At 41.8% G+C, this 22,275-nt stretch carries 18 protein-coding genes; 16 read left to right on the plus strand and 2 right to left on the minus strand.

From position 1 onward, the window contains the following. Positions 1-65 precede the first annotated feature (65 nt). Complete coding sequence (locus ACK4EX_RS08285) at positions 66-2,243, minus strand: S46 family peptidase (RefSeq protein ID WP_409771669.1); 2,178 nt, start codon at positions 2,241-2,243, stop codon at positions 66-68. A 94-nt stretch (positions 2,244-2,337) separates the two neighbouring features. Here ACK4EX_RS08285 and ACK4EX_RS08290 point away from each other — a divergent pair, with 94 nt between their 5' ends. The 9 genes from ACK4EX_RS08290 to ACK4EX_RS08330 all read left to right on the plus strand — a co-directional run bounded on the left by ACK4EX_RS08290 (position 2,338) and on the right by ACK4EX_RS08330 (position 14,676). Beyond that, positions 2,338-3,681, plus strand: coding sequence for an exonuclease domain-containing protein (locus ACK4EX_RS08290; protein WP_409771671.1), 1,344 nt, complete (start codon positions 2,338-2,340; stop codon positions 3,679-3,681). Continuing rightward, positions 3,644-5,293 (plus strand): amidohydrolase, encoded by a 1,650-nt coding sequence (locus tag ACK4EX_RS08295; protein ID WP_409771672.1) that lies wholly within the window; start codon positions 3,644-3,646, stop codon positions 5,291-5,293. The genes ACK4EX_RS08290 and ACK4EX_RS08295 overlap by 38 nt, the downstream gene beginning before the upstream one ends. A 100-nt stretch (positions 5,294-5,393) precedes the next feature. Continuing rightward, on the plus strand, positions 5,394-7,100 hold the full coding sequence (locus ACK4EX_RS08300) for a bifunctional metallophosphatase/5'-nucleotidase (protein WP_409771674.1): 1,707 nt from the start codon (positions 5,394-5,396) through the stop codon (positions 7,098-7,100). A 3-nt stretch (positions 7,101-7,103) separates the two neighbouring features. Then, positions 7,104-8,501: an OprD family outer membrane porin gene (locus ACK4EX_RS08305; RefSeq protein ID WP_409771676.1), complete on the plus strand. Its 1,398-nt coding sequence runs from the start codon at positions 7,104-7,106 to the stop codon at positions 8,499-8,501. A 143-nt stretch (positions 8,502-8,644) separates the two neighbouring features. Continuing rightward, entirely contained in the window at positions 8,645-11,308 is a 2,664-nt protein-coding gene (locus ACK4EX_RS08310; RefSeq protein ID WP_409771678.1) for a gliding motility-associated C-terminal domain-containing protein, read from the plus strand. Between the two features lie 439 nt (positions 11,309-11,747). Continuing rightward, positions 11,748-12,128 (plus strand): hypothetical protein, encoded by a 381-nt coding sequence (locus ACK4EX_RS08315; RefSeq protein ID WP_409771679.1) that lies wholly within the window; start codon positions 11,748-11,750, stop codon positions 12,126-12,128. Continuing rightward, a complete protein-coding gene (locus ACK4EX_RS08320; protein ID WP_409771681.1) occupies positions 12,125-12,343 on the plus strand; it encodes a helix-turn-helix transcriptional regulator in 219 nt (72 codons plus the stop codon). Before ACK4EX_RS08315 ends, ACK4EX_RS08320 begins: the two co-directional genes overlap by 4 nt. A 17-nt stretch (positions 12,344-12,360) precedes the next feature. Continuing rightward, positions 12,361-13,788, plus strand: coding sequence for a 23S rRNA (uracil(1939)-C(5))-methyltransferase RlmD (gene rlmD, locus ACK4EX_RS08325; RefSeq protein ID WP_409771683.1), 1,428 nt, complete (start codon positions 12,361-12,363; stop codon positions 13,786-13,788). Between the two features lie 129 nt (positions 13,789-13,917). Next, positions 13,918-14,676: a hypothetical protein gene (locus ACK4EX_RS08330; protein ID WP_409771686.1), complete on the plus strand. Its 759-nt coding sequence runs from the start codon at positions 13,918-13,920 to the stop codon at positions 14,674-14,676. 340 nt (positions 14,677-15,016) lie between these two features. Here ACK4EX_RS08330 and ACK4EX_RS08335 read toward each other — a convergent pair whose 3' ends face one another. Beyond that, positions 15,017-15,334, minus strand: coding sequence for a methyltransferase domain-containing protein (locus ACK4EX_RS08335; RefSeq protein ID WP_409771784.1), 318 nt, complete (start codon positions 15,332-15,334; stop codon positions 15,017-15,019). A gap of 278 nt (positions 15,335-15,612) precedes the next feature. Between ACK4EX_RS08335 and ACK4EX_RS08340 the strand changes: the two genes are divergently transcribed. The 7 genes from ACK4EX_RS08340 (at position 15,613) to ACK4EX_RS08370 (ending at position 22,172) form a co-directional block, all read left to right on the plus strand. After that, positions 15,613-16,404, plus strand: coding sequence for a ParA family protein (locus tag ACK4EX_RS08340; protein WP_409771688.1), 792 nt, complete (start codon positions 15,613-15,615; stop codon positions 16,402-16,404). Between the two features lie 39 nt (positions 16,405-16,443). Continuing rightward, positions 16,444-17,343: a ParB/RepB/Spo0J family partition protein gene (locus ACK4EX_RS08345; RefSeq protein ID WP_409771689.1), complete on the plus strand. Its 900-nt coding sequence runs from the start codon at positions 16,444-16,446 to the stop codon at positions 17,341-17,343. A gap of 31 nt (positions 17,344-17,374) precedes the next feature. Next, positions 17,375-17,956 carry a DUF5683 domain-containing protein gene (locus ACK4EX_RS08350; RefSeq protein WP_409771691.1) on the plus strand — a complete coding sequence of 194 codons (582 nt, stop codon included), beginning with the start codon at positions 17,375-17,377 and terminating at the stop codon, positions 17,954-17,956. Then, positions 17,953-18,663, plus strand: coding sequence for a 4-hydroxy-tetrahydrodipicolinate reductase (gene dapB, locus ACK4EX_RS08355; protein ID WP_409771693.1), 711 nt, complete (start codon positions 17,953-17,955; stop codon positions 18,661-18,663). Before ACK4EX_RS08350 ends, dapB begins: the two co-directional genes overlap by 4 nt. A gap of 12 nt (positions 18,664-18,675) precedes the next feature. Further along, complete coding sequence (gene lepB / locus ACK4EX_RS08360; RefSeq protein ID WP_409771695.1) at positions 18,676-20,328, plus strand: signal peptidase I; 1,653 nt, start codon at positions 18,676-18,678, stop codon at positions 20,326-20,328. 59 nt (positions 20,329-20,387) lie between these two features. Further along, positions 20,388-20,993, plus strand: a complete 606-nt coding sequence (locus tag ACK4EX_RS08365; RefSeq protein ID WP_409771697.1) for a WbqC family protein — start codon at positions 20,388-20,390, stop codon at positions 20,991-20,993. Between the two features lie 114 nt (positions 20,994-21,107). Further along, positions 21,108-22,172, plus strand: a complete 1,065-nt coding sequence (locus ACK4EX_RS08370; RefSeq protein ID WP_409771699.1) for a hypothetical protein — start codon at positions 21,108-21,110, stop codon at positions 22,170-22,172. Positions 22,173-22,275 lie beyond the last annotated feature (103 nt).

Consider the following 22,275-nt stretch of genomic DNA (forward strand, 5'->3'; position numbering starts at 1 on the left):
AATGGGGGCTTTTTTTTAATACCCCCTTCTTAATTTAAAGTCAAGTACAGACCTAAATGAGAAAATTAATTGCTGAAAACGAGCTCCATTTCATCGAGCAAATAACCAGCACCGGCATATACATCTACTACCCACAGAATGTAACGCACATCGACCATTATATTTCGGCATCGAGTAATGTCGTAATTGATATCACTCATGGTGCCTTCCCAGAGGCGATCGAAATTCAAACCAATTAAGTATCCATCGGCATTAAGGGCTGGGCTACCGGAGTTTCCGCCGGTAGTGTGATTGCTGGCGATGAAGCATACCGGTAATCGGCCGTTGGCATCAGCGTAACGGCCAAAATTCCGAGCTTCGTACAATTCCAGATAGCGCTTGGGAAGGTCAAATTCGTAATCTCCCGGTTTGTATTTCTGTTTAACGCCTTCGGCGTAAGTCTGGTGGTGATACCATATGCCATCGCGCGGCATCATGCCTTCTACCTGTCCATAGCTCACGCGCAGTGTACCATTGGCATCCGGATAAAAGCGACGCTCGGGAAAAGCCTCCATCAGTGCCTTCATGTAGTCAGCTTGCAAGTCTCTGGCAATGAGGCTGAGACTGTCATAGGGTTTATTAATATTGCTTAAAAAATAGCTGTACATATCGGCTGAGAGGCGATATAAAGGATCTTTTTCGAGCTTTTTTAAAGCAGCAGCCCATTGGCGGTCTTTATATCCCTGTGCATCAGCCAATATTGTATGCAGGTATGATCGGTCGTACACTGTGCGACGCACTTGAGAACGATCGCGATTCAAAGCTTTTTTATAGCGCATCAAAGCAGGGGCTGGGGAAATCTTGAGATCAGCATTTACGTACATGTACATCAGGTGTTCGAATGCCTCTCCGTCGGCATCCCGGTCATAGTCTTTCAGAAATTCCTCAATGGAGGTAAGTAATTTCTCACGATTTTCGAGCAAGTGCTTCATGCGTGTAGAATCTGGCAATTGATAAATACTGATGAAGTTTCGAGCGAAATTCATTAATTCTACTCCCTGAATGGCCGTTTCGATGTAGTAGTCCCGTGCCAATTGATAGGGCACTAAGTCGTTGTATGCCTTTTTAAGGGCGGTAAGGGTGCCGGAGTAAGCACTGCTGAGTTTCGGATTTTGCGCAATTTTCTGTTCGAATTCAGCTTCAAATCGCTGTTTGCGCTCTACGCCCTTGGTTTCGCGCACGCCTTCTGTCTCGCCGATCCATTTTTTCCAGGCATTGGCTATGCGAGCATATTTAGCTGCGTATTTAATTCGCACCTCATCACTAGTACGCATGCGACGGTCGAGCAGCGAGAGCAGTGTATCACGAATCTGAATTTTTACCGGATTGTACACATTTACCATGTTGTGTACTTCATTCGATGGCAGGTACTGATTGGTACGACCCGGAAAACCAAACACCATTGTAAAGTCGCCGGGTTTTACACCACCCATGTAGATTTTTAAAAAATTTCGCGGTACGAAAGGTTTGTTATTGTCTGATATTTCTGCAGGCTTGTTATCAGGCCCGGCATACACGCGGAAGAGGGCAAAGTCGCCTGTATGGCGTGGCCATACCCAGTTGTCAGTATCAGCACCGTATTTACCAATGGCTGAAGGAGGTGCTCCTACCAGTCGAACGTCTTTAAACGTTTCAGTGGCAAAGAGGATGTATTGATTGCCGTGGTAGAAAGGTCGCACAATGTAGTCATAGCCTTCTTGCGCCTTTTTACGGCGAATCAGTGACTGAATGTTTTCTTGCAATTTCCTCTGCCTTTCAGCTCCTTTGAGCTCATGGGTACCTTTAAGCACATCGTTGGTTACGTCTTCCATATAGCGCACAAACATGGCAGTTAGTCCCGGATTCTTCAGCTCCTGGTCGAGCGACATGGCCCAGAAGCCGTTTTTTAACAGATCGCGCTCTACGGAGCTGTGGTATTGAATCTGTCCATAGCCACAGTGATGGTTGGTAAGCAACAAGCCTTTGGGTGAAATGATCTCGCCGGTGCAACCCCCGCCAAACTGAACTATTGCATCCTTCAGTGAAGCCTGATTGACGCTGTAAATGTCCTGAGCACTAATGCGCATGCCCAGTGATTTCATTTCACTTTCATTGAGCTGTGAAAGCAGCATCGGCAGCCACATGCCTTCTACAGCTTTTGCAATAGAAACATGTAAGAAAAACCATGTGAAGAGCGTAATACGTAAGAAACATTTTATCAACATATCTGTGCTATTTTGAAAAGCAAGTATATGACAAGGAAGCTTATTTTTAGCCGACTGATTGGGATCAGAAAATCTTCAACGCAACTAGCCCTTTATGCCCACCTTGTATGCTGTAGTAGATGTAGAGACGACAGGCTCCCGCCCGGGTGTAGCTGAAATTACTGAAATAGGTATTGTACTAACTGATGGAACGAAAATTTTAGAAACTTGGAGCTCACTCGTAAAGCCTACAGTACATATACCTTCTAACATCATAGCCCTCACTGGCATTACAAACGAAATGGTACAATCTGCCAGGTCTTTCGCACAGTTAGCTGACGAAGTGTATTGTTTGTTAAAGGACAAGGTCTTCGTAGCGCATCATGTGCACTTTGACTACGGATTCATTAAAGCAGCATTTGCAGCAAGTGATATACATTGGGAAGCTGAAAAAATTTGCACCTCCAGACTTTACAGAAAGCTTTATCAATCCGAAAAATCTTCTCTTGCCTGGATTTGCAACCAACTTGGCATTGTAAATACTCGTCCTCATCGGGCACTACCCGACGCTATAGCCACAGCCAAAGCTTTTGTGAGGATGCTACATCACTACCGGAATACTTCAGGTAAAGACTTCTCACCGGCTGCGTTGCGTTCGGCATCAACCCATGCGCTTACGGATCAACTACCCACTTCGACTGGAGTGTATTATCTGTTGGATGAGGCTGGCAGAATTCTCTACGTCGGTAAAGCATCAAATATTAAAAATCGAGTGTATCAACACTTGCGCAACCCTGAAAAAAGCCGCTATATAGCTAAGGCGTCGTATCTCGAAACACATAGTCATTGGTTAGCTTTATTGGTAGAAGATTCTGAAATTCAGCGCTTATGGCCACCCTTTAACAGCGCTCAACGAAGACCTCCGAAATATTGGGGCATTATCCATTATTTTGATTCTTTTGGAAACATCCGATTTGGAATAGCAATGCAGGCAAAAAGACACTCTTCACTTGCTTATTTTCAAAATTACAGACAAGCACAAGAATTTTTGCTCAAACTTGTAATAGATTATAACCTCAATCCATCGATGTGTAGTGCTTCGGCTACTACGGCAAAATACTTTGATCCGCAGCACAATCAGGCGGCAGAAAAAGCGATTTGCGATTTAATGGCTGTTAAAGAGGCATCTTCTGTATTTACAGGTTGGCTTGAGCTGAAGGATCATTCATGGAGCGGCAAAGTCTTTATATGTTTTATAGAAGGTATAATAATCGGATATTCGATAACAGCTACAGACAAACCAGACATTTCAAACCTCCAGCGTCTGCGCATCGGTATTCATACGCCTTACATCCTGAGAGCACTATTTTCGCAGGCATCTCCATCAGATTTTACCCATGACCAATCAATACAACAAGCCTTTGACCATCAGGAATATCCTTTACTTCGGTTTTGTTAAGCTGTTTGTATTTGCCTTACTCTTTAATGCATGCTCTTCGCGCCAAAATGCTGATATCCTACTGACAAATGTTCAATTAATCGGCGCTGATGGTGCAATTGAAGGAGATTGCATCGCAATAAGTGGCGATACAATATCTGCAACAGGCCATTTCCGCGAAGTAAAAAAACATTGGAAGGCAGCCCAAATTATCGACTGCCAGGGGGCTACCGTCTTGCCCGGTCTGATTGATGCTCATGCTCATTTTTATGGATTAGCGCTTAATATGACATCAGCCGACTTACGCGGGACATCCTCACCCGAAGAAGTGGTCGAGCGATTAAAAAAGTTTTATGCCGAAAATCCCGGTCAATGGCTCACCGGACGCGGTTGGGACCAAAATCTTTGGCCCGATGGGCAAATGCCCCTGCCTGCTTATTTAGACACTGCTTTTCCAAACATACCCGTTTATCTAACGCGCATTGATGGACATGCACTTTGGATCAACCAGGCTGCTGCACGATTGCACGGAATAACTGGTAATGAACAAGTTACAGGCGGTAAGCTCGAGAAACGCGATGGACGCTTCACCGGAGTGCTGGTAGATGAAGCTATGAAACTCGCCCCCGTACCTAAACCATCTATGGACCAACTCCTCCCCTATTTGCAAAAAGCTGAGCAACAGCTCTTCGAAGCAGGAGTTACTTCTCTCACTGATGCAGGCCTGCCTTGGGAGGTGATTGATGGGTTTCGTCAGTTCTATCGCCGAGGTCTTCTTCGCATCGGATTAAACGCTTTGGCGGCTGACGATGACAAAACCTTCGAAAATCTGCTTACATATGGTCCCATATCCGAAGGCGAATATAGCGTAACAGGGATGAAATTTTACAGCGATGGAGCATTGGGATCTTACGGTGCTTGTCTTTTGAAGCCATACACTGACAGGCCCGATCAATATGGACTGTTGCTGCGCGATCCGGAATATTTTTTAACAAGGTTCGACAAGCTTCGCTCTTATGGCTTACAAGTAGCTACGCATGCGATAGGTGACAGTGCCAATCGACTAATTTTAAAAATATATGACCAGCTTTTGAAAGGATATGAAGATCAAGATCTTCGCTGGCGAGTTGAGCATTGCCAGGTTGTGCATCCGGAGGACTTAGCGTATTTTAAAAACCCCAACATCATCCCGTCTATACAGCCTACACACGCCACCAGCGACATGATGTGGGCACCGCGTCGATTGGGCGAGCGACTTAAAACCGCTTATGCTTACCGCAGTCTATTAGAGACATCAGGCATGGTAGCTCTCGGAACTGATTTTCCTGTTGAAAATATTTCGCCCGTTTTCACCTTTTATTCAGCCACATTTCGAAAAAATCCACAGCGCGAGCCGGCTGAGGGCTTCTTAATTGATCAGGCAATCAGTCGCCAGCATGCCATTAAAGGAATGACCTACTGGGCGGCCTACAGCATGTTTCAGGAACACAAAAAAGGGGATTTAAAAATCGGTTTAAAAGCAGATTTAACTGTGTTGAATAAAAATTGGCTGACCTGTAAAGCCGACGAAATTCTCGACTCCAAAGTGATTATGACCATAAAAAATGGAAAAATTGTGCATAAAAGCAAATAAATTCAGCGTTTAAACAAAAGGCATTAACATTTTTGTAACATTAATCACGGAAAATATTGATTTTTTACGTAAAAATTGCCGATATTTAACAACAAAAGGCATGCCTTCAGAAAAAAGAAGAAGTTTTTTAAAGAAGTTGGGTCTAGTCAGCTTGGGTGTTGGAAGTGGATGGATGAACGGACTAATGGCCTCTGATTTAATTAAAGAAAATTTTGAACCAGAAAGCTTATCAGAATCCGGTAGCCGCAGCTCACGCACTATTTTGAATATTTTACAAACAACCGACGTACACTGCCAAGTATTTCCTCACGATGAACTCTTTTGGGAAAACAACCAGGCCGTATTTCGACAATGCGGTGGATATGCTCACCTCGCTACCTTCTTTAAAGAAGAACGCAAGCAATATAAAAACACATTTATCATCGACACTGGTGATATGTTTCAGGGCAGTGAGCTCTCGGTGAAAACGAAAGGAAAGGCACTTGTTCCCATATTAAATGCCTTAGGCTATGACCTCTATTTGCCCGGCAACTGGGAGGTAGTGTACTACAAAGCAGCCATGCAAGATCTTATGGGCTCACTTAACGCTCCTAAGGTATGTGCCAATATGTATCACGACCTCGGAAATGGCAAAAGAGGTGAACTTATTTTTCAACCTTATTACATCTGGCATGTAGCTGGAGTTAAAATCGGTTTTTTAGGTTATACCGACCCCCTGGTTCCCAAGCGCCAATCTCCTAACTACAGCAAAGGCATCATTTATACCGATCCTGAAGAAAACCTTGAACACTATGTAAAAGTGCTGCGCGAACAAGAAAAATGCGCTTATGTGATTATCGTAGCTCATTTAGGACTTTCGCAACAAATTCACCTTTCCAATCAGCCAGCTTGTGAAGGGGTGGATATCATCCTGGGCGGTGATACACATGAGCGTGTGCGCAAACCCATTGTGGGAAAGTATTCAAAAGTTGTAGAACCGGGAGCCTTTGGCTCATTTGTAGGCAGACTTCAGCTGGTAATCGAAAATGGAAGAGTAGTTGATGAAATATACAAACTTGAAGAAGTGTCACCTAAAAAACTTAAGGCTGATTCAGTAGTTCAGAAAATCGTAGAGGAGAGCGAAAAACCCTTTATTGACGATCTAAGAACAGTAATCGGCTATAGTACTATACCGCTTTACAGATATTTCGTGATCGAAAATACTATTGACACCCTTATTATCGATGCCCTGCGATGGAAGATGCCCGACATAGACATCGTACTGTCAAACGGTTTTCGCTTCTGTCCGCCTCGCGTACAACGCGACAAAACCGGTTACATTCCCATTACAAGTTCATACCTCTATGACATGTTGCCAGTCGACAGCACTGTGCGCATGGGCTATGTAACAGGTAAACAAATCCAACAGTGGATCGAACGCGAACTGCACAACGTTTTTGCTGAAAAAGCTAAAGAGCGCTTCGGCGGATGGGTGGTGAAATTCGATGGAATGAAAGTTAAGTTTAAAGCATATGCACCTTTCGGCAGCAGAGTACAAGAACTCACTGTAGGAGGTCAACCTATCGACCCGGATAAAACCTATTCTATTGCTGCCTGTGAACGGGATGGCGATCCTGCTGACGTGCTCTGCCGATTTACTGGCGTCAAAAATGCCCGAAACATGGACTTCTCACTTCACAAAATGATAAAAGAATATCTCAAAGTAAATTCACCCGTAACACCTACCCCCAAAGGAAATGCTTTGGCGCTTGATGCTCCATCGAATTTGCTAACTCAAGTATACGGTGTTGATTACCAATTCACTTAAACATTGAAACACGCAAAACTCGTGGTAAAAACGATCGGAACATTCTTATTGCTTTTTTTTTCGCTTTCCAACGCTTTTGCTGGAGTTATTGATACCACACAATCGAGTCTTCAAAACTTTTTAAAAAAAGGAAAAATGAGTGGCCATATGCGCAACTATTTTATGGCCACAAACAACTATGGTCCGCTTACCGATTACTACTCACTGGCAATAGGTGCAGGTATTGGTTATCAAACACTTGAATTTAAAGGATTTACAACAGGATTCAGCGGATTTTTTCTCTTCAATGTCTGGTCAAACGACCTCGGCACCATCGATCCCCTTGGAAAAGGCCGTAGCCGATATGAACTGGGCAACTTCGACATGCAAGACCCCTACAACCGCAACAACCTCGAGCGACTTGAGAGCCTTTTTCTTAAATACCGCTTTGGCAAGTCCTCATTAACCATCGGTCGACAAAATCTGCTTACCCCCTTCATAAATCCGCAAGACGGCCGCATGAGGCCGTCGCTGCAAGATGCCTTTTGGCTCGAGGTACAAGAACTTAACTGGCTCGAGTTCAGAGCAGGCTACATCTACGGTATGAGTCCGCGCTCTTCAGTCAATTGGTTTACAGTAGGCAGAAGTATAGGTGTATATCCTGTGGGTAAAGGAGTAGATGGCAATCCTTCGGGTTACAGAAACTCAGTGGAAAGTGACTATGTTTTTCTTGGAAATCTTCAACTTAAGCCCTTTTCAAGTTTGAAAATGAATTACTGGTTTTACCACGTTGACAATGTATTTAATCTCCATTTTATCCAAACAGACCTCAATTATCCAATCTACTCCAAAAAAGGCAGCATCATTGCAGGTGTGCAGTATGGCCTGCAGTCAAGCAGCGGAAATGGCGGAAATTCGAATCCGGCCAAAACCTATTTGCTGCCAGGACATTCCACCGGCTTCATCAGTTCACGCCTGGGAATGCGTTGGCTCAACAACACTTTTTCACTCAACTACACGCACATTTTTGATCAGGACAGATTTCTCTTTCCTCGCGAATGGGGCATCGAACCTTTTTACACCTTCATGGCACGCGAGCGAAACGAAGGAGCTGCCAACACCCATGCCTTCACCTTTCGCTCAGAACATCAGTTAAACAGTGCTCTTAAAACGGGTGCTATTGTCGGTTATTTTCTGATGCCCGATGTACTAAATTTCCGCCAGAACAAAAACGGTATGCCCTCATATAACCAACTGAATCTATACCTAAACTATAGTTTTAAAGGCCCTTTGAATGGATTGAATTTACAAGCATTGTATGTATATAAAGGACTTGTCGGAGAAACCTACAACGATTTGCAATATGTTTTTAATCGAGTAATGATGTCAAATTACAACCTTATAGTAAATTATACTCTTTAAAAGAATTTACAAGGTTTTGAGATATAGTCAGGCTCTTTTATTAAAAAAATTTTCGTTTTTTTCTTGAATTTTTGGCTCAAAATCTAAAAAACAAAACTTTTAATCGGCGGGAAGCCTTAATTTAGTAGCATGTATTGCTGCTGATGATACGATTTCTCGCTGGTTTTATGTTTTTGAGCTTTACCCTGAATGCCACCCACAACAGGGCTGGTGAGATCACGTATCGCCATATTTCTGGCCTTACATACGAAGTCACCATCACTACATATACTAAAGAATCAAGCGTAGCAGCCGATAGATGCAGCCTCACCGTTTCATGGGGCGACAATACTACCTCAGTGCTCAATCGACTCAATGGCCCTACGAATCTGAACTGTGGCCCTGGAATAGGTATGGGCGTAAGCCTTGACAATGCCAACGACGTAAAGATGAATATCTATCGAGGTACACACACCTATCCCTCAGCGGGCATATACACCATCAGCATGGAAGACCCGAACCGCAACGGTGGGGTAAGCAACATACCTGGCAGCATATCCGTCCCTTTTTACATCCAAAGTGTTTTGATCATCAATCCCATTCTTGGTCCAAATAACTCGGTGACGCTGCTCAACCCTCCCATTGATGATGCATGCCTTAATCAACCCTACACCCATAATCCGGGAGCCTTTGACCAAGATGGAGACTCTCTCGCCTTCACTTTGGTAAACTGTCGTGGTGCCGGCGGAGTAGAATTTCAAACCACCTATGCACCCAACCTCGTTCAAGACCCTGTAAATATCGATCCTATAACGGGTGACTTTCAGTGGAACTTGCCGAAAAACCAAGGTCAGTACAATTTTGCCATTCTCATATCCGAATTTCGAAAGACCACCTCAGGTCAGTGGGCTCTGATCGGACAAGTGACGCGAGACCTGCAGATCACCGTTGGCCCATGCAACAACAAGCCACCTGTAATACCACCGGTAGGTCCATTCTGCGTTGTAGCAGGCCAAACGCTGCAATTTCCCGTAACAGCCCTTGACCCTGACTTCAGGAATGTAACCCTTACTGCCACCGGCGGACCCTTTGTGCTGCCTCCACCTGCCACATTATTGGGAGCTTCTACCGACTCTGCGTTTGTCACGCGCATCTTTCGATGGACAACTGCCTGCAACCACGTACGACCCCAGCCGTATCAAGTCTATTTCAGAGCCGTTGATCAGCCGGCTAATCCCTTTGAAAATCCACTATCAGCCTACATGACCACTGAAATATCAGTAATAGGCCCACCCCCTCAAAATCTGCAGGCGATAGGCTCCATGGGTCGCATTGAGCTGTCGTGGAATACATATGACTGCTTCGAGATGGTAAAACGCTATAAAATCTACCGACGCGAAGGCCCTTCGAGCTTTATCCCTGACTCCTGCCAAACTGGACTGCCGTCTTCTTCTGGTTTTACTCTTATTGGATTTGCTAACGGCGGGCAGTCAATCACTTTTACAGATTCTGTCATTCCAAAAATGGGAGTAGTGTATTGTTACAGAATCGTAGCTGAGTTTGAGAATGGAGCAGAAAGCATTACCTCAAACGAAGCCTGCAGCGAAGTACTGCGTACCGCACCAGTCCTTACTAATGTAGATGTGGAAAACACCTCTCAGAATCAAGGCCTCATCCACATCCGTTGGACACCACCTAAAGAAATCGACACCTCTAATTTTCCACCGCCCTACTCGTATCGCCTGGAACGTACTACCGGCATTGAGGGCATTGATTTTCAAACCATAGCCCTTCTATCTTCCTTCTTAGACACTACTTTTACTGATTCACAGCTCAATACAGAGAAAACGATCTATCGCTACAGAGTTGATTTTCTATCCGGGCAAAATCAAACAGTAGTTGGTAGAGCTTATCCTGCCACCCAGCCCTTTTTAGAATTGACTCCCTCTAACAGAGCCCTGCGCCTAAGCTTCCGGTACGATGGACCATGGTATAACGATGGCTTTGTAGTGTATCGCCGTGCACCAGGTAGCTCTACGTTCGACTCCATTGGCTTTAGCACTCAACCTACTTTTCTCGATACCGGCCTGGTGAATGGCGAGAGCTACTGCTACTACATTCAAACCATTGGAGCGTTTACCGGAACCGGTATGCCCGCACCCATACTAAATCGCTCACAAATCACATGCGGTGTGCCAATGGATACAGCATTGCCCTGTTCTCCCCTAGTACAAGTGGACTACAGATGCGAAGACAAATACCTTTCCTTTGAATTTACCTTCAACGATACAGGTGCTTGTCCAAGTGATGTAGATGTGCTTTATTACAACATTTACTTCAAAAAACGGAAATCAGATGATTATCCAAACACTCCTTCGGTAACGAATATAACCCAACCGACTTATCAGCTCCAAAATATGAACTTGGCCGGTTGCTACGCCTTTACTGTGGTTACCGTAAATCCCCTTGACCCGGCACGTCCGGCAAAAGAAAGCAGAAAGTCACCTGACTTATGCCTTGCCCCCTGCCCTGCCATTCAAATGCCCAACGTTTTTACCCCAAACAATGATGGGCAAAACGACCTCCTTTTGCCAATTAAATGGTCGGATGTACTCAGTGGGATGATAACGATATTCAATCGGTGGGGACAAATCGTTTATCAATCAGAGGCCAGTGCATTTGCTGAAAAGGGATGGAATGGCGTTGATCAAACCAGTGGACGACCCTGTCCAGAAGGCACCTACTTTTACACCATCACTGTACAACTAAATACAGAAGATGGCGCTCAAACTGTGGATTTGAAAGGAAGCATTACCCTTTTTAGATAATCATTTTTTATTGTTATTTATGCTATGTAATTGGATTACAGACCTTGAAATTTTTGATTATAAAACAATTATAAAACAGTCTGGCTCATTCAATCAGTTTCAGAATTCTGAACCTCTAAAAATCTTCCACCTTTTGATTATGAAATAACTTATTGAAATAAATTTTCTTCTACCGATTCTATCATAAAAACTTGAAAAGCTCTACTTACTTTTAGAACGGAAATCATTGGCTTCAGACATCTCTTTAGTCAAGAAATTAACTGATTTGGAAGAAAAAGACACTTTATTGTAAATTTTTATTGTCATAATGACAAGTATATTTTACATTTGAACATAAAAAGAAAGAGCCATGAGCCCCTTATTTCTCCTACCGCGTCGATTCAAGAAAATCGGATGGATTTTATTTAGTCTCGGAGTCTAAGCCGGATTCTACTGGCTATTGATTGACTCTGAGCCTAAGTGGTTAAATTCAAAAGTCTTTGTCTTTTACACAGATCTGCTTTTTGGGAAAGACCTATGGTATACATTTCAGGAGAATAACCTTCTCGACGAGGTCGCCTCTGTACTGCGTATTGTCGGTGGCTGGTTGGTAGCATTTAGTCGGGAAACGGTGGAAGACGAATTCATCACTAAGATTCGTCTTGACTGTTTGGCTTGGTCCATTCACATAAACTACCTAATTCTACTCGCCACAATCCTGTTTATACAAGGCATGACGTTTTTTTATGTATTGGTCTTCAATATGTTTACTCCACTCATATTATTCATTATTCGCTTCAGATGGTTAATTTGGAAACATTCCTATAAATTCGAGGCATGAAAAATCGCCTTCGCGTAGAAAGGGCGGAAATCAGACTGTCGCAAGCCGAACTTGCACAACGGGTAGGAGTGAGCCGCCAAACAATAAATGCCATTGAACGCGGAGATTATAACCCATCTGTAGTTCTGGCCCTAAAAATTGCACAGGTATTCGGAAAACAGGTCGAACAGATTTTTCAGCTCGAAGATTCCGACTGGCAGAGGAATGGTCAGTAACTACCTTTGTCTCCAGAATGAACGTAAAAAAAGGAGCTCAGCTCATCCTCGAAATTCAATCAGCAGGCGCTCAAGGAAAGGGTGTTGCACGTACATCCGAAGGACAAGTAGTTTTTGTGCCTTATGGAATTCCGGGCGATCAAGTAGAAGTAACTGTTATACAATCGAAAAAAAAATTTCTCGAAGCTCAAATTGACAAAATTTTAAAGCCATCGCCATCGCGCATCTCTCCAAAATGTTCACATTTTGGCATTTGTGGAGGCTGTAAATGGCAACACATGGATTATGAAGCTCAACTTGCGCATAAAAAGGCAGAAGTAACCAACAACCTTAAACATCTCGGAGGCCTTCAACTGCCCGAGCCAGACCCGATACTGGGCTGCAGTCAAATATTTGGCTACAGAAATAAGGTCGAATTTTCTTTCAGTTCCATGCGTTGGTTGTCAGAGGCTGAGGTAGCATCTCGTAATTTGTATGATCGACGCGCACTTGGTTTTCACATTCCAGGCCGATGGGACAAGGTGCTCCACATCGATTACTGCCACTTGCACGATGCCTATTCAAACGAAATCCGAAATTTTATCTTTAAACAAGCGATTGAAAACAATTGGAGCTTTTGGAATCCTCGTGAGCAGCGCGGCCTACTTCGCACCATAATGCTGCGAATCAGCTCTACAGGTCAATATATGGTTCTTTTACAATTTGGAGAAGACAATCAAAAAGTCATCGATTCATTGCTCAGTCGTTTGTTGAAAGCATTTCCTAAAATTTATACTTTGGTATATGCCGTTAATACTAAAGGAAATGACGCCATTTACGACCTCAACCTCCAAACTTTCAGCGGACCAGGCTTCATCGAAGAGAAGATGAAAGCCTACAAAGAAGGTGACCCCGATCTCATATTCCGAATAAGTCCTAAAAGCTTTTATCAAACCAACTCACTTCAGGCTGAAAAACTCTACAGCCGTGTACTTGACTATCTACAACCTACAGGAAATGAGAACATTTACGACCTCTACACCGGTACAGGCACTATAGCCCTCTACATGGCAAAGTATGTAAAACGCGTAACAGGCATTGAGTTAGTACCTGATGCCATTGCAGACGCACGCTCTAATGCTGAGCTTAACGGAATTAATAACATAGATTTTGTGGTTGGCGATATGAAAACAGCCTTTTCTGAAGATTTTATTACTCACTATGGGCACCCTGATGTAGTAGTGGTCGATCCGCCTCGTGATGGGATGCATCCCACTGTAGTATCTCAACTACTACGCCTTAATCCACAACGCATAATCTATGTAAGCTGTAATAGTGCCACCCAGGCCAGAGACATTGCCCTAATGAAAGACAAATACTCTATAGAATGTTACGGACCTGTCGACATGTTTCCCCACACCCACCATATAGAAAACGTCGCCTTATTAAAAGCAGTCACTTGGTAGTGATGCAGTCTTTTTGATCGCATCTCACGCCGTTTAACAAGCTTCCAACGACTTTTACAAAATTCTTTTGGAGTTAAACAAATTTTAAGAACTTTTGTTATTTTTGTGTTAGCAAATCACAATCTAACGATGAAAGCCGAAACTATCCGAGCCATATCCCTTTTTCATGAAATGGAATTGGCTCCTACTCCTATGGAAATTTACAAATACATCAAAACCGACATCGATTTAACCAATTTTACCTCCATGCTCTTTCAAATGGCTGAAGATGGAGAACTCGTTTATGAGAACAACAAATACGCTCTGCCAGGCAAAAAATACCTGATCGATACAAATTGGAACAGGGAATTAGAAATCCAATATTTTATCAATCAATTTCGCGCGGTAAGCCAATTTTTAAAACTTTTCCCTTTTATCAAAAGTGTTAGTGTCAGTAAAACAAGTTTTTACAACAATTCAAACGAAGTTTTTCTGAACTTAATTGTTGAGAAAGACACTGTTTATACAACTTATTACTTTGTAAAAAAACTGCTGAAATATTTTGATAAATATTCCATTTTCGACACAAAAATTCTCTTTATACTTACTTCAGATTCTAACATAGAAAAAGAAGACTCTGAAGCTTTTCTGATTCAAGAAGTTCACGAAATTTCCGGTGATTACAAGTTTAAAAATATTGTGAATGTTCACTTTGAAGATTTAAATAAAAAAACTGATTCGACTTTATCTGGTAAAATCGTTGCTTTTCTGTTTGAAAAGTATTTAAAGAGAAAATTTGAGCGATTAAGTTTTAAAAGAAAAGGTGTTTTTACTTTCACTAATATTGATCGATTTAAAGAGAAAATTTCTTTTACTAAAAGTTTAAATCAGCTAATCTACCGAACTTAAAGTCACTATTGTCAATACAGCATTATTCTCTCCTATCTTAATGATTTGATCAATAATATTTGAAAACAAAAAGAAGGGAGTAAAACCTATAATACCAATTGAGCTCATTAGCTTAACCGAAATTCTATGATCTTTTATCAACGGTACATAAAAAAATAAAAATATTTCGTGCGAAATGCTGTAAATTTTAAACGCGTATTTTTTATAATAATTAACATTATATCCAGAAGATCGGAGTAAATCTAAGAATTCACACTCTGAATAGAATCTTTTAATGTTTACTTCCTTTTCATAATGCTCATAGCTTTCTATAAATTTTTGAAGGAAATTCAGATATCTCTTATAACGAACAGGTTGATATAGGATTAATTTTCCATTTTACTTCAAAATATTTTTTAATATTTAACAACATTTCCTGATCATTCTCTACATATTGAAGCACGCCAACCATATAAACTAGATCAAAATTAACATTGGAAAGTGCAAAAAAATCACTTTCGCTCAAAAGGTGAACATTAGTTAATTTAAAAAAGGTACAAAGTCTTTCAACAAAAACGCGGTTTTCTTCTCGAACATCGTATCCGAAAAATGTAATTTTTTTATATCGCAATGCAAAAAGAATCAAATGAAGACCCTCTCCAAATCCAATTTCTAAAATCTTTTAAGCTCGTTGATTTTTGATATGTCTGCTAAATTCGAAAATGAAAATAATGTATCTCGGATAGTAAAGAAGAACATATAAAAAGTAAAACACTATGATCCAAGGATGCTCGAGTAATATTTTCGGGTAATGATGAGACTTTAAGACTAGTTTTTTATTCACTGATTTTCAATATTTTAAGAAATCAACACATAAGTTATCGCAAGCCATTTAACGTAAAATTTAACCCATAGCGTCAGGCGAAGTATGTACATTTGCAATCAAAAATACACTGTATGGGTAAGGTTGTAGCCATAGCCAATCAAAAGGGTGGAGTAGGTAAGACCACTACAGCGGTGAACTTATCAGCAAGCCTCGGCGTACTAGAACAAAGAGTTCTGCTAATCGATGCTGATCCTCAGGCGAATGCCACTTCTGGCCTAGGCGTCGACCCGCAGTCAGTCACTTTGGGCACCTATCAATTAATTGAGCATCAGGTAAATCCTAAAGACGTTATTATAAAAACAAATACGCCGAATGTATGGCTTATACCTTCCCAAATTGACCTTGTAGCTGCTGAAATCGAGCTTGTAGATAAGGAAAGGCGAGAATACATGCTGCGGGCAGCCATATCTGAAATTCGTGACGACTTTGATTACATATTAATTGATTGTGCGCCTTCTTTGGGTTTAATCACCATAAATGCCCTTACTGCAGCCGACAGTGTAATTGTTCCAATTCAATGCGAATATTTTGCTCTCGAAGGACTGGGCAAACTGCTTAATACCATTCGTAGTGTGCAGTCTATTCACAATCCTGATCTCGATATCGAAGGGCTACTCCTTACCATGTATGACTCTCGTTTGCGACTGAGCAATCAGGTAGTGGAAGAAGTTAAAACGCATTTTCAAAACATGGTATTTGAAACCATCATTTCACGGAATGTTAAACTTTCAGAGGCACCGTCTTTTGGCGAAAGCATCGTAGTGTACGACGCTACCAGCCAAGGCGCAGTAAATTACCTGAACTTAGCGCGCGAATTTTTGAAAAATAACACGGCATCAACAGAAAACTCTACTGCCAAATAGCGTATTTTTGACTTTTTAACGGTATTGACTACTCTAAAAATGGCGGACACTAAAAAACAAGTGCTCGGCAGAGGTTTATCAGCCCTGCTCAAAGACCCAACTACGGACATAAAATCTGCTGCTGATAAAAATGCAGAACAACTGGTAGGAGCGGTAGCTGAGATAGATATCGATGCTATTCATCCAAATCCATACCAGCCAAGAACGAACTTTTCGCGCGAAGCTCTCGATGAATTGGCGCAATCAATAGCACAACTGGGTGTAATACAGCCAATTACAGTTCGTAAGACGGGTTTTAATCAATACGAAATCATCAGTGGTGAACGCCGGTGGAGAGCCGCCCAAATGGCTGGTCTTAAAACCATACCTGCATATGTGCGACTGGCTGATGACCAAAACATGCTCGAGCTAGCCCTGGTTGAAAACATCCAGCGAGAAGATCTCGACCCAATCGAAATCGCTATCAGCTACCGCCGACTCATCGAAGAAATCAACCTAACTCAGGAAAAGCTCAGCGAGCGTGTAGGCAAAAAGCGGTCTACCGTAACAAACTACCTGCGACTGCTCAAACTACCCGACCTTATACAAGTGGGCCTGCGCGACCGTCTTATCAGCATGGGACATGCACGTGCCCTCATAAATATCGATGATGAAGAAGCTCAAATTGAGATTTATAAAAAAATCGTAGCAAAAGAACTCTCAGTAAGACAAGTAGAAGAACTTGTAAAGCGCTACAAGGAAAAAGGAGAGCTCGAATCAGATCGAAATCAATCTAAGAAACAAATAGATGAGGAATTAGACGCCATCAGAGAAGTACTCTCCCGCGCGCTGCGTACCAAAGTGGAAATCAGCAAAAAACCCGATGGCAAAGGACGAATCGTTATCAACTTTGAAGACGCAAACGACCTGGAAAGAATACTTGCCATCGTGCAGCAGTAAAGCTTTGCGATCGCTGTGTATTCTTCTTTTAATGGGTTTTCTTACAAACGCTCAGGGTCAAATAGACTCTTTAGAAAGAAAGAGGCCATCGCAAAAAAATCATATCATATCAAGAATTTTTAAAAACCCTGAGCGCCACTCTGTACAACGAGCGGTAGTTTATAGCGCTATAGTTCCGGGTCTTGGTCAGGTGTACAACAAAAAATACTGGAAGGTCCCAATCGTGTATGCTGCACTTGGCGCTTCAGGATACTTCGTTTTAGAAAATGACCTGCAATATCGCTACTATTACGGCGGTTTAGAGCGCTTGGTACTCGATAGCGTCGATATTTTTGAAGGTAGATATTCGCCACAAAACCTCATCTTTATTGCCAATACATACAGACGCTGGCGCGACCTATCGGCACTGCTCTTTGTGGCTGCATATGGACTTAATATACTTGACGCTTACGTAGATGCACATTTTTATTACTACGACATATCTGACAAACTCAGTCTTCACATAAAACCGAGCTTTCTGCAAGTTAATACAGCTTTTATCCCGGGAGTGCAGATTACTTTTATTTTTGACTCCGGAATCTCAAAAAAATCACAAAACCTAGTTCAGTTTTGAAAATAATACTCATCGGATACGGAAAGATGGGAAAGATGATCGAATCCCTTTCCCTTGATACACAAGACGAAATCATTGCCCGCATTACCAAGACTGAAGACATAGCTGCATATTCGAATCAGGCCGATGTAGCTATAGAATTTACAAGGCCAGAAGCAGCCGTTGACAATATTCATGAATGCTTCAGGGCTGGCATTCCTGTAGTTTCCGGCACTACCGGATGGTTTCAGCATTTACCTAAAGTTATCGAATTGGCTGAACAATACGGAGGTGCATTACTGTATTCGTCGAACTTTAGCATTGGGGTACAGCTATTTTTTAAGATTACAAACAAAGTTTCAGAAGTCTTATCCACTTTTTCGCAATACTCTCCAAGTATTCGCGAGATCCACCATACGCAAAAACTTGATGCTCCCAGCGGCACAGCAATCACACTTTCGCAACTGATGTTGCCACACTACCCCCACTTAAGAGGCTATTCGCTCAATGAATCTGAAGAAAACACGCTTAGAATAAATGCAATTCGCGAAGGGGATATTACTGGGATTCATGAAGTAAAGTTTACTTCTAATGTAGATGAGATAACCTTGAGGCACGAAGCGTTTTCACGTGTAGGTTTCGCTCAAGGGGCTCTGGCTGCTGCCCGGTGGATTATAGGGCGAAAGGGTGTTTTTACAATGGATGATATGCTTAACATAAACTTTTAACTGCATACGCACATGCATCAAAGCAATTTTCTGACTTTTTTTATCATTCTGGAGGTCTTTACATTTCTGTACACATTCCGCTTTTATCAGGCAGCTGGCCGTAAGGCATGGGAAGCAGCAATACCAGTGTATAAAACCTATGTGCTGCTTAAAATTATTAAAAGACCAACCTGGCAAATATTTCTCTTTTTTATTCCGGTAGTCAGCAATCTCATGACCCTTGTAGCTTTATATGAACTTCTCCACGTATTTAACTACCGCAAGTGGAAAGACTTTTGGACCAGTGTAATTACCCTTGGTGGATACTTGCTCTACTTGCAACTTTCAACACAACTCCGGTACGTGGGCCGCGATAATGCCTACATCAAAAAGCACGTAGGCGAAACACTGAACTCCCTTGTCTTTGCAGTGGTGGTGGCATCTGTTCTGAGAGCTTTCACCTTCGAAGCCTATGTAATCCCCACACCATCCATGGAGAAGACACTACTTGTAGGCGATTTTTTATTTGTAAGCAAGATGCACTACGGCAATCGACTTACTATTACCCCACTCTCTATACCCTTGATGCACAGCAAAATACCTTTGCTAAATTTCGACTGCTTTGTCGATTGGGTACAGCTTCCCTATATCCGATTGCCCAAATTTCAAGACATAAAACGCTTTGACAATGTGGTTTTTAACTGGCCAATGGAGAGCGACTTACCCATTGACAAGAGGATGAACTATATCAAGCGATGTGTGGGCCTACCCGGCGATACGCTTGAGATAATTGACCGCGAGCTAATTATCAATGGCCAAAAACCCACCTACCCTGACCGCACCAGATTGCAATTTGAATACTTCGTGCGCACCAATGGTGCTCCGTTCAACAAACGCATACTGCATGATAAACTCGATATTTACTACTCAAAAGACCTTGTACCGGGCGAAAATGACTTTTCACAAGTAAGGCAAATCAATCAAAACGAATATTTGGTCTTTATTCCGGAAGATAAGGTTGACCAATTTAAATCCCTACCAAATGTTGAAGAAGTAATACCCGTAATAGCTCCACGAGAGCCAGGTTCCTATGAATCCAATGCGCCCTTAGTTTTAAAGAACTACATAGACCGCTACCTCGTTCCAAACAGTGAGATGTTTCCGAACCGTTTCCACTCCGACATTATCAAATACGCCAATACTAGAGATAACTACGGGCCTGTGTACATTCCAAAAAAAGGAGCTACTGTACAAATTTCGCCTGACAACATTGAGTGGTACGAGCGCATTATCTCTGTCTATGAGGGAAATGAACTGCAAGTAACTGATAGCCTCATTTACATCAATGGTAAACAAGCTGATTCATATACGTTTAAGCAAAACTATTATTGGATGATGGGCGACAACCGCCACAATTCGCTTGATTCGCGCTATTGGGGATTTGTACCCGAAGATCACATCGTCGGTAAGCCTGTATTTATCTGGATGAGTTATGACAAAACCGCTGAAAAACTCACTGATCGAATACGCACAAAACGCGTTTTCACAACGGTTCATGGCGAAGGAAAACCGAGGTCATACTTCTGGCATTTTGTAGTGGTAGTCGCTGTGCTCAATTTGCTTTGGAAATATGTGATTAAAAAGATCAGAGACAAGAAGCGCAATCTGCCGGAAAAGACGATTTAAAAAATCGTCTTCAAAAATAATTCTTCCTTCAAAAGGGGATATCAATTAAAATTTTAGGAATGCCAACAAACACGATAGGTTTTCCTCCCTTCTTGTTTCCCTCTACCTCGTGGTTTAGCAAATGGTTGAAAAACACAGATAAATGCATTGTGACAGATTGGCCCTGGCAAAAGCAATCAGCCTTTAATCGCTTTTACATCGATGGGCCTAATGGTCAGCAAATACTTACTATACCTGTAAAACATCCCGAAAGGGATTCATTAGTAAGTCAGATTCAAATTTCCTATCACATCGATTGGCCATCACTACATTTAAAAACTCTGCATTCCACTTACAATAACAGTCCTTTTTATGAATTTTTGCAAAATAATCTTGCAGATTTATATAAAAATCGACCGGTTTACTTAATTGAATTTGTTCTTCTTTCAATCGATTTGTGTCTTTATTGGTTAAAAGAAAAAAAAACTGAAAAATGTGATCAAAAGACCTCTCAATTACTTCAACTAACTGATATTGAGCTAAAAAAGGGATTTTTTGCCGATGAAAGGACCAAAGAATACACTCAAGTTTTTTCTTACAAAAATGGCTTTTTGCCAAACGTGTCGTGTATGGATTTAATATTCAACGAAGGTCAATTAGCTAAGGCTCATCTGATTGACCTTTAAATAATTGATATTTTTGCAAAAAAAGAAATAATGTCCGTGAAATTGTTTTCAGTAAAAACGAAAACCTTACTCCTTTTATATATTCTCTCACACTTATCGATTGCACAGAATACCATGTGTGAATTTACCGAAGTACTTCAGATAGAAGCACAGTCGGGTATGCGCATTCGCGAAAAGCCGGATGCAACGGCTAAAGCCATCGGAGGAGTGCCATATAAGTTTAAAATTGAAGCTTGTGCTGAAACTTTTGGAAAAGCCAGTTTTGAAGGGATTGAGGGCAATTGGAGATTGGTGCGTTACAAGAATACAACAGGTTACATGTGGGATGGTTTAACAGTATTGGTATCCTCCTTTAAACCTCAGGCAGCAAATCAAAAAATAACTATTGAAAACCAACCTCAAACAGCCCGGGACGAATATCGAATAACAGAGGCCTCAGCTTCAACAACTACAGTTTCACAAACGCAAAAAGTCACTGCTAATCAAACAAATACAAGAACGACAGTTTCGCCTTTTTCTGAAGTAAAGCTGATCACCGAAAGCTATCCGTACTGCAGAGACATTACGGCTATCGATCGCACTTTGTACTACTATGCAGTGATGGCAGAAGATGAATACTACCAAATAAAACCTATTGATCTGACCATTGAGTTAAGGAAAAATAGCCCAAAAAACAAACTGCACTTTGATATAAAACCTTCAGAGGGCGATGGTTCTTTGTTCATAATTGGCCTCCCATCTCCCTTTAAAAACTGGAAAAAAATAAGAAACAACGATTATGTACTTACTCAATACAATAGAAAATTAACTCCTGGAGTACGCCTTGAGCTCTATGCCAGCGAGCCTGGTAATTCGTTGGGAAACATTAAGATAATGGCAGCTGGTACAGTGAAATCGTATAATAACGATTGTCCTGTGGTGGAAAATTACAAACTTTTAGTAGAAATGGTGGTAAATGAAAAAGAAGTAATTGAGGTATCGAATCAAATCTCACAGCCAGGAGCGTGCGGTGTACCCGATCTGTTTTGGTTTGGAGATTTAAATCAAGATGGGTATACAGATTTTATCTTGGTAGGTGAATATCCCAAATATACTGCTTTTACTTTGTTTTTTTCGCAACCTGATAATCCACAGCGCTTTAAAAAAGTGAGCGAGTGGGTGGTGGAAGATTGTGATTGATTGTAGTTTTTCTCTACTCACTCCCTATCCTCTAACAAAGAAAATTCTGAAGTACAGTTTCAGTACTCGCAGCGCTCTATTGCCTTTGGCAACTAATTGTGCA

The sequence above is a fragment of the Thermaurantimonas sp. genome (genome assembly GCF_046299575.1).
In the GTDB taxonomy this organism is placed as follows: Bacteria; Bacteroidota; Bacteroidia; order Flavobacteriales; family Schleiferiaceae; genus Thermaurantimonas.

Excerpts from the sequence above, each read along its gene's own strand:
- ACK4EX_RS08285 (WP_409771669.1), bottom strand. The coding sequence starts at position 2,243 with ATGTTGATAAAATGTTTCTTACGTATTACGCTCTTCACATGGTTTTTC.
- ACK4EX_RS08290 (WP_409771671.1), top strand. The coding sequence starts at position 2,338 with ATGCCCACCTTGTATGCTGTAGTAGATGTAGAGACGACAGGCTCCCGC.
- ACK4EX_RS08300 (WP_409771674.1), top strand. The coding sequence starts at position 5,394 with ATGCCTTCAGAAAAAAGAAGAAGTTTTTTAAAGAAGTTGGGTCTAGTC.
- ACK4EX_RS08310 (WP_409771678.1), top strand. The coding sequence starts at position 8,645 with ATGATACGATTTCTCGCTGGTTTTATGTTTTTGAGCTTTACCCTGAAT.
- ACK4EX_RS08320 (WP_409771681.1), top strand. The coding sequence starts at position 12,125 with ATGAAAAATCGCCTTCGCGTAGAAAGGGCGGAAATCAGACTGTCGCAA.
- rlmD (WP_409771683.1), top strand. The coding sequence starts at position 12,361 with ATGAACGTAAAAAAAGGAGCTCAGCTCATCCTCGAAATTCAATCAGCA.
- ACK4EX_RS08330 (WP_409771686.1), top strand. The coding sequence starts at position 13,918 with ATGAAAGCCGAAACTATCCGAGCCATATCCCTTTTTCATGAAATGGAA.
- ACK4EX_RS08340 (WP_409771688.1), top strand. The coding sequence starts at position 15,613 with ATGGGTAAGGTTGTAGCCATAGCCAATCAAAAGGGTGGAGTAGGTAAG.
- ACK4EX_RS08345 (WP_409771689.1), top strand. The coding sequence starts at position 16,444 with ATGGCGGACACTAAAAAACAAGTGCTCGGCAGAGGTTTATCAGCCCTG.
- ACK4EX_RS08350 (WP_409771691.1), top strand. The coding sequence starts at position 17,375 with ATGGGTTTTCTTACAAACGCTCAGGGTCAAATAGACTCTTTAGAAAGA.
- lepB (WP_409771695.1), top strand. The coding sequence starts at position 18,676 with ATGCATCAAAGCAATTTTCTGACTTTTTTTATCATTCTGGAGGTCTTT.
- ACK4EX_RS08365 (WP_409771697.1), top strand. The coding sequence starts at position 20,388 with ATGCCAACAAACACGATAGGTTTTCCTCCCTTCTTGTTTCCCTCTACC.
- ACK4EX_RS08370 (WP_409771699.1), top strand. The coding sequence starts at position 21,108 with ATGTGTGAATTTACCGAAGTACTTCAGATAGAAGCACAGTCGGGTATG.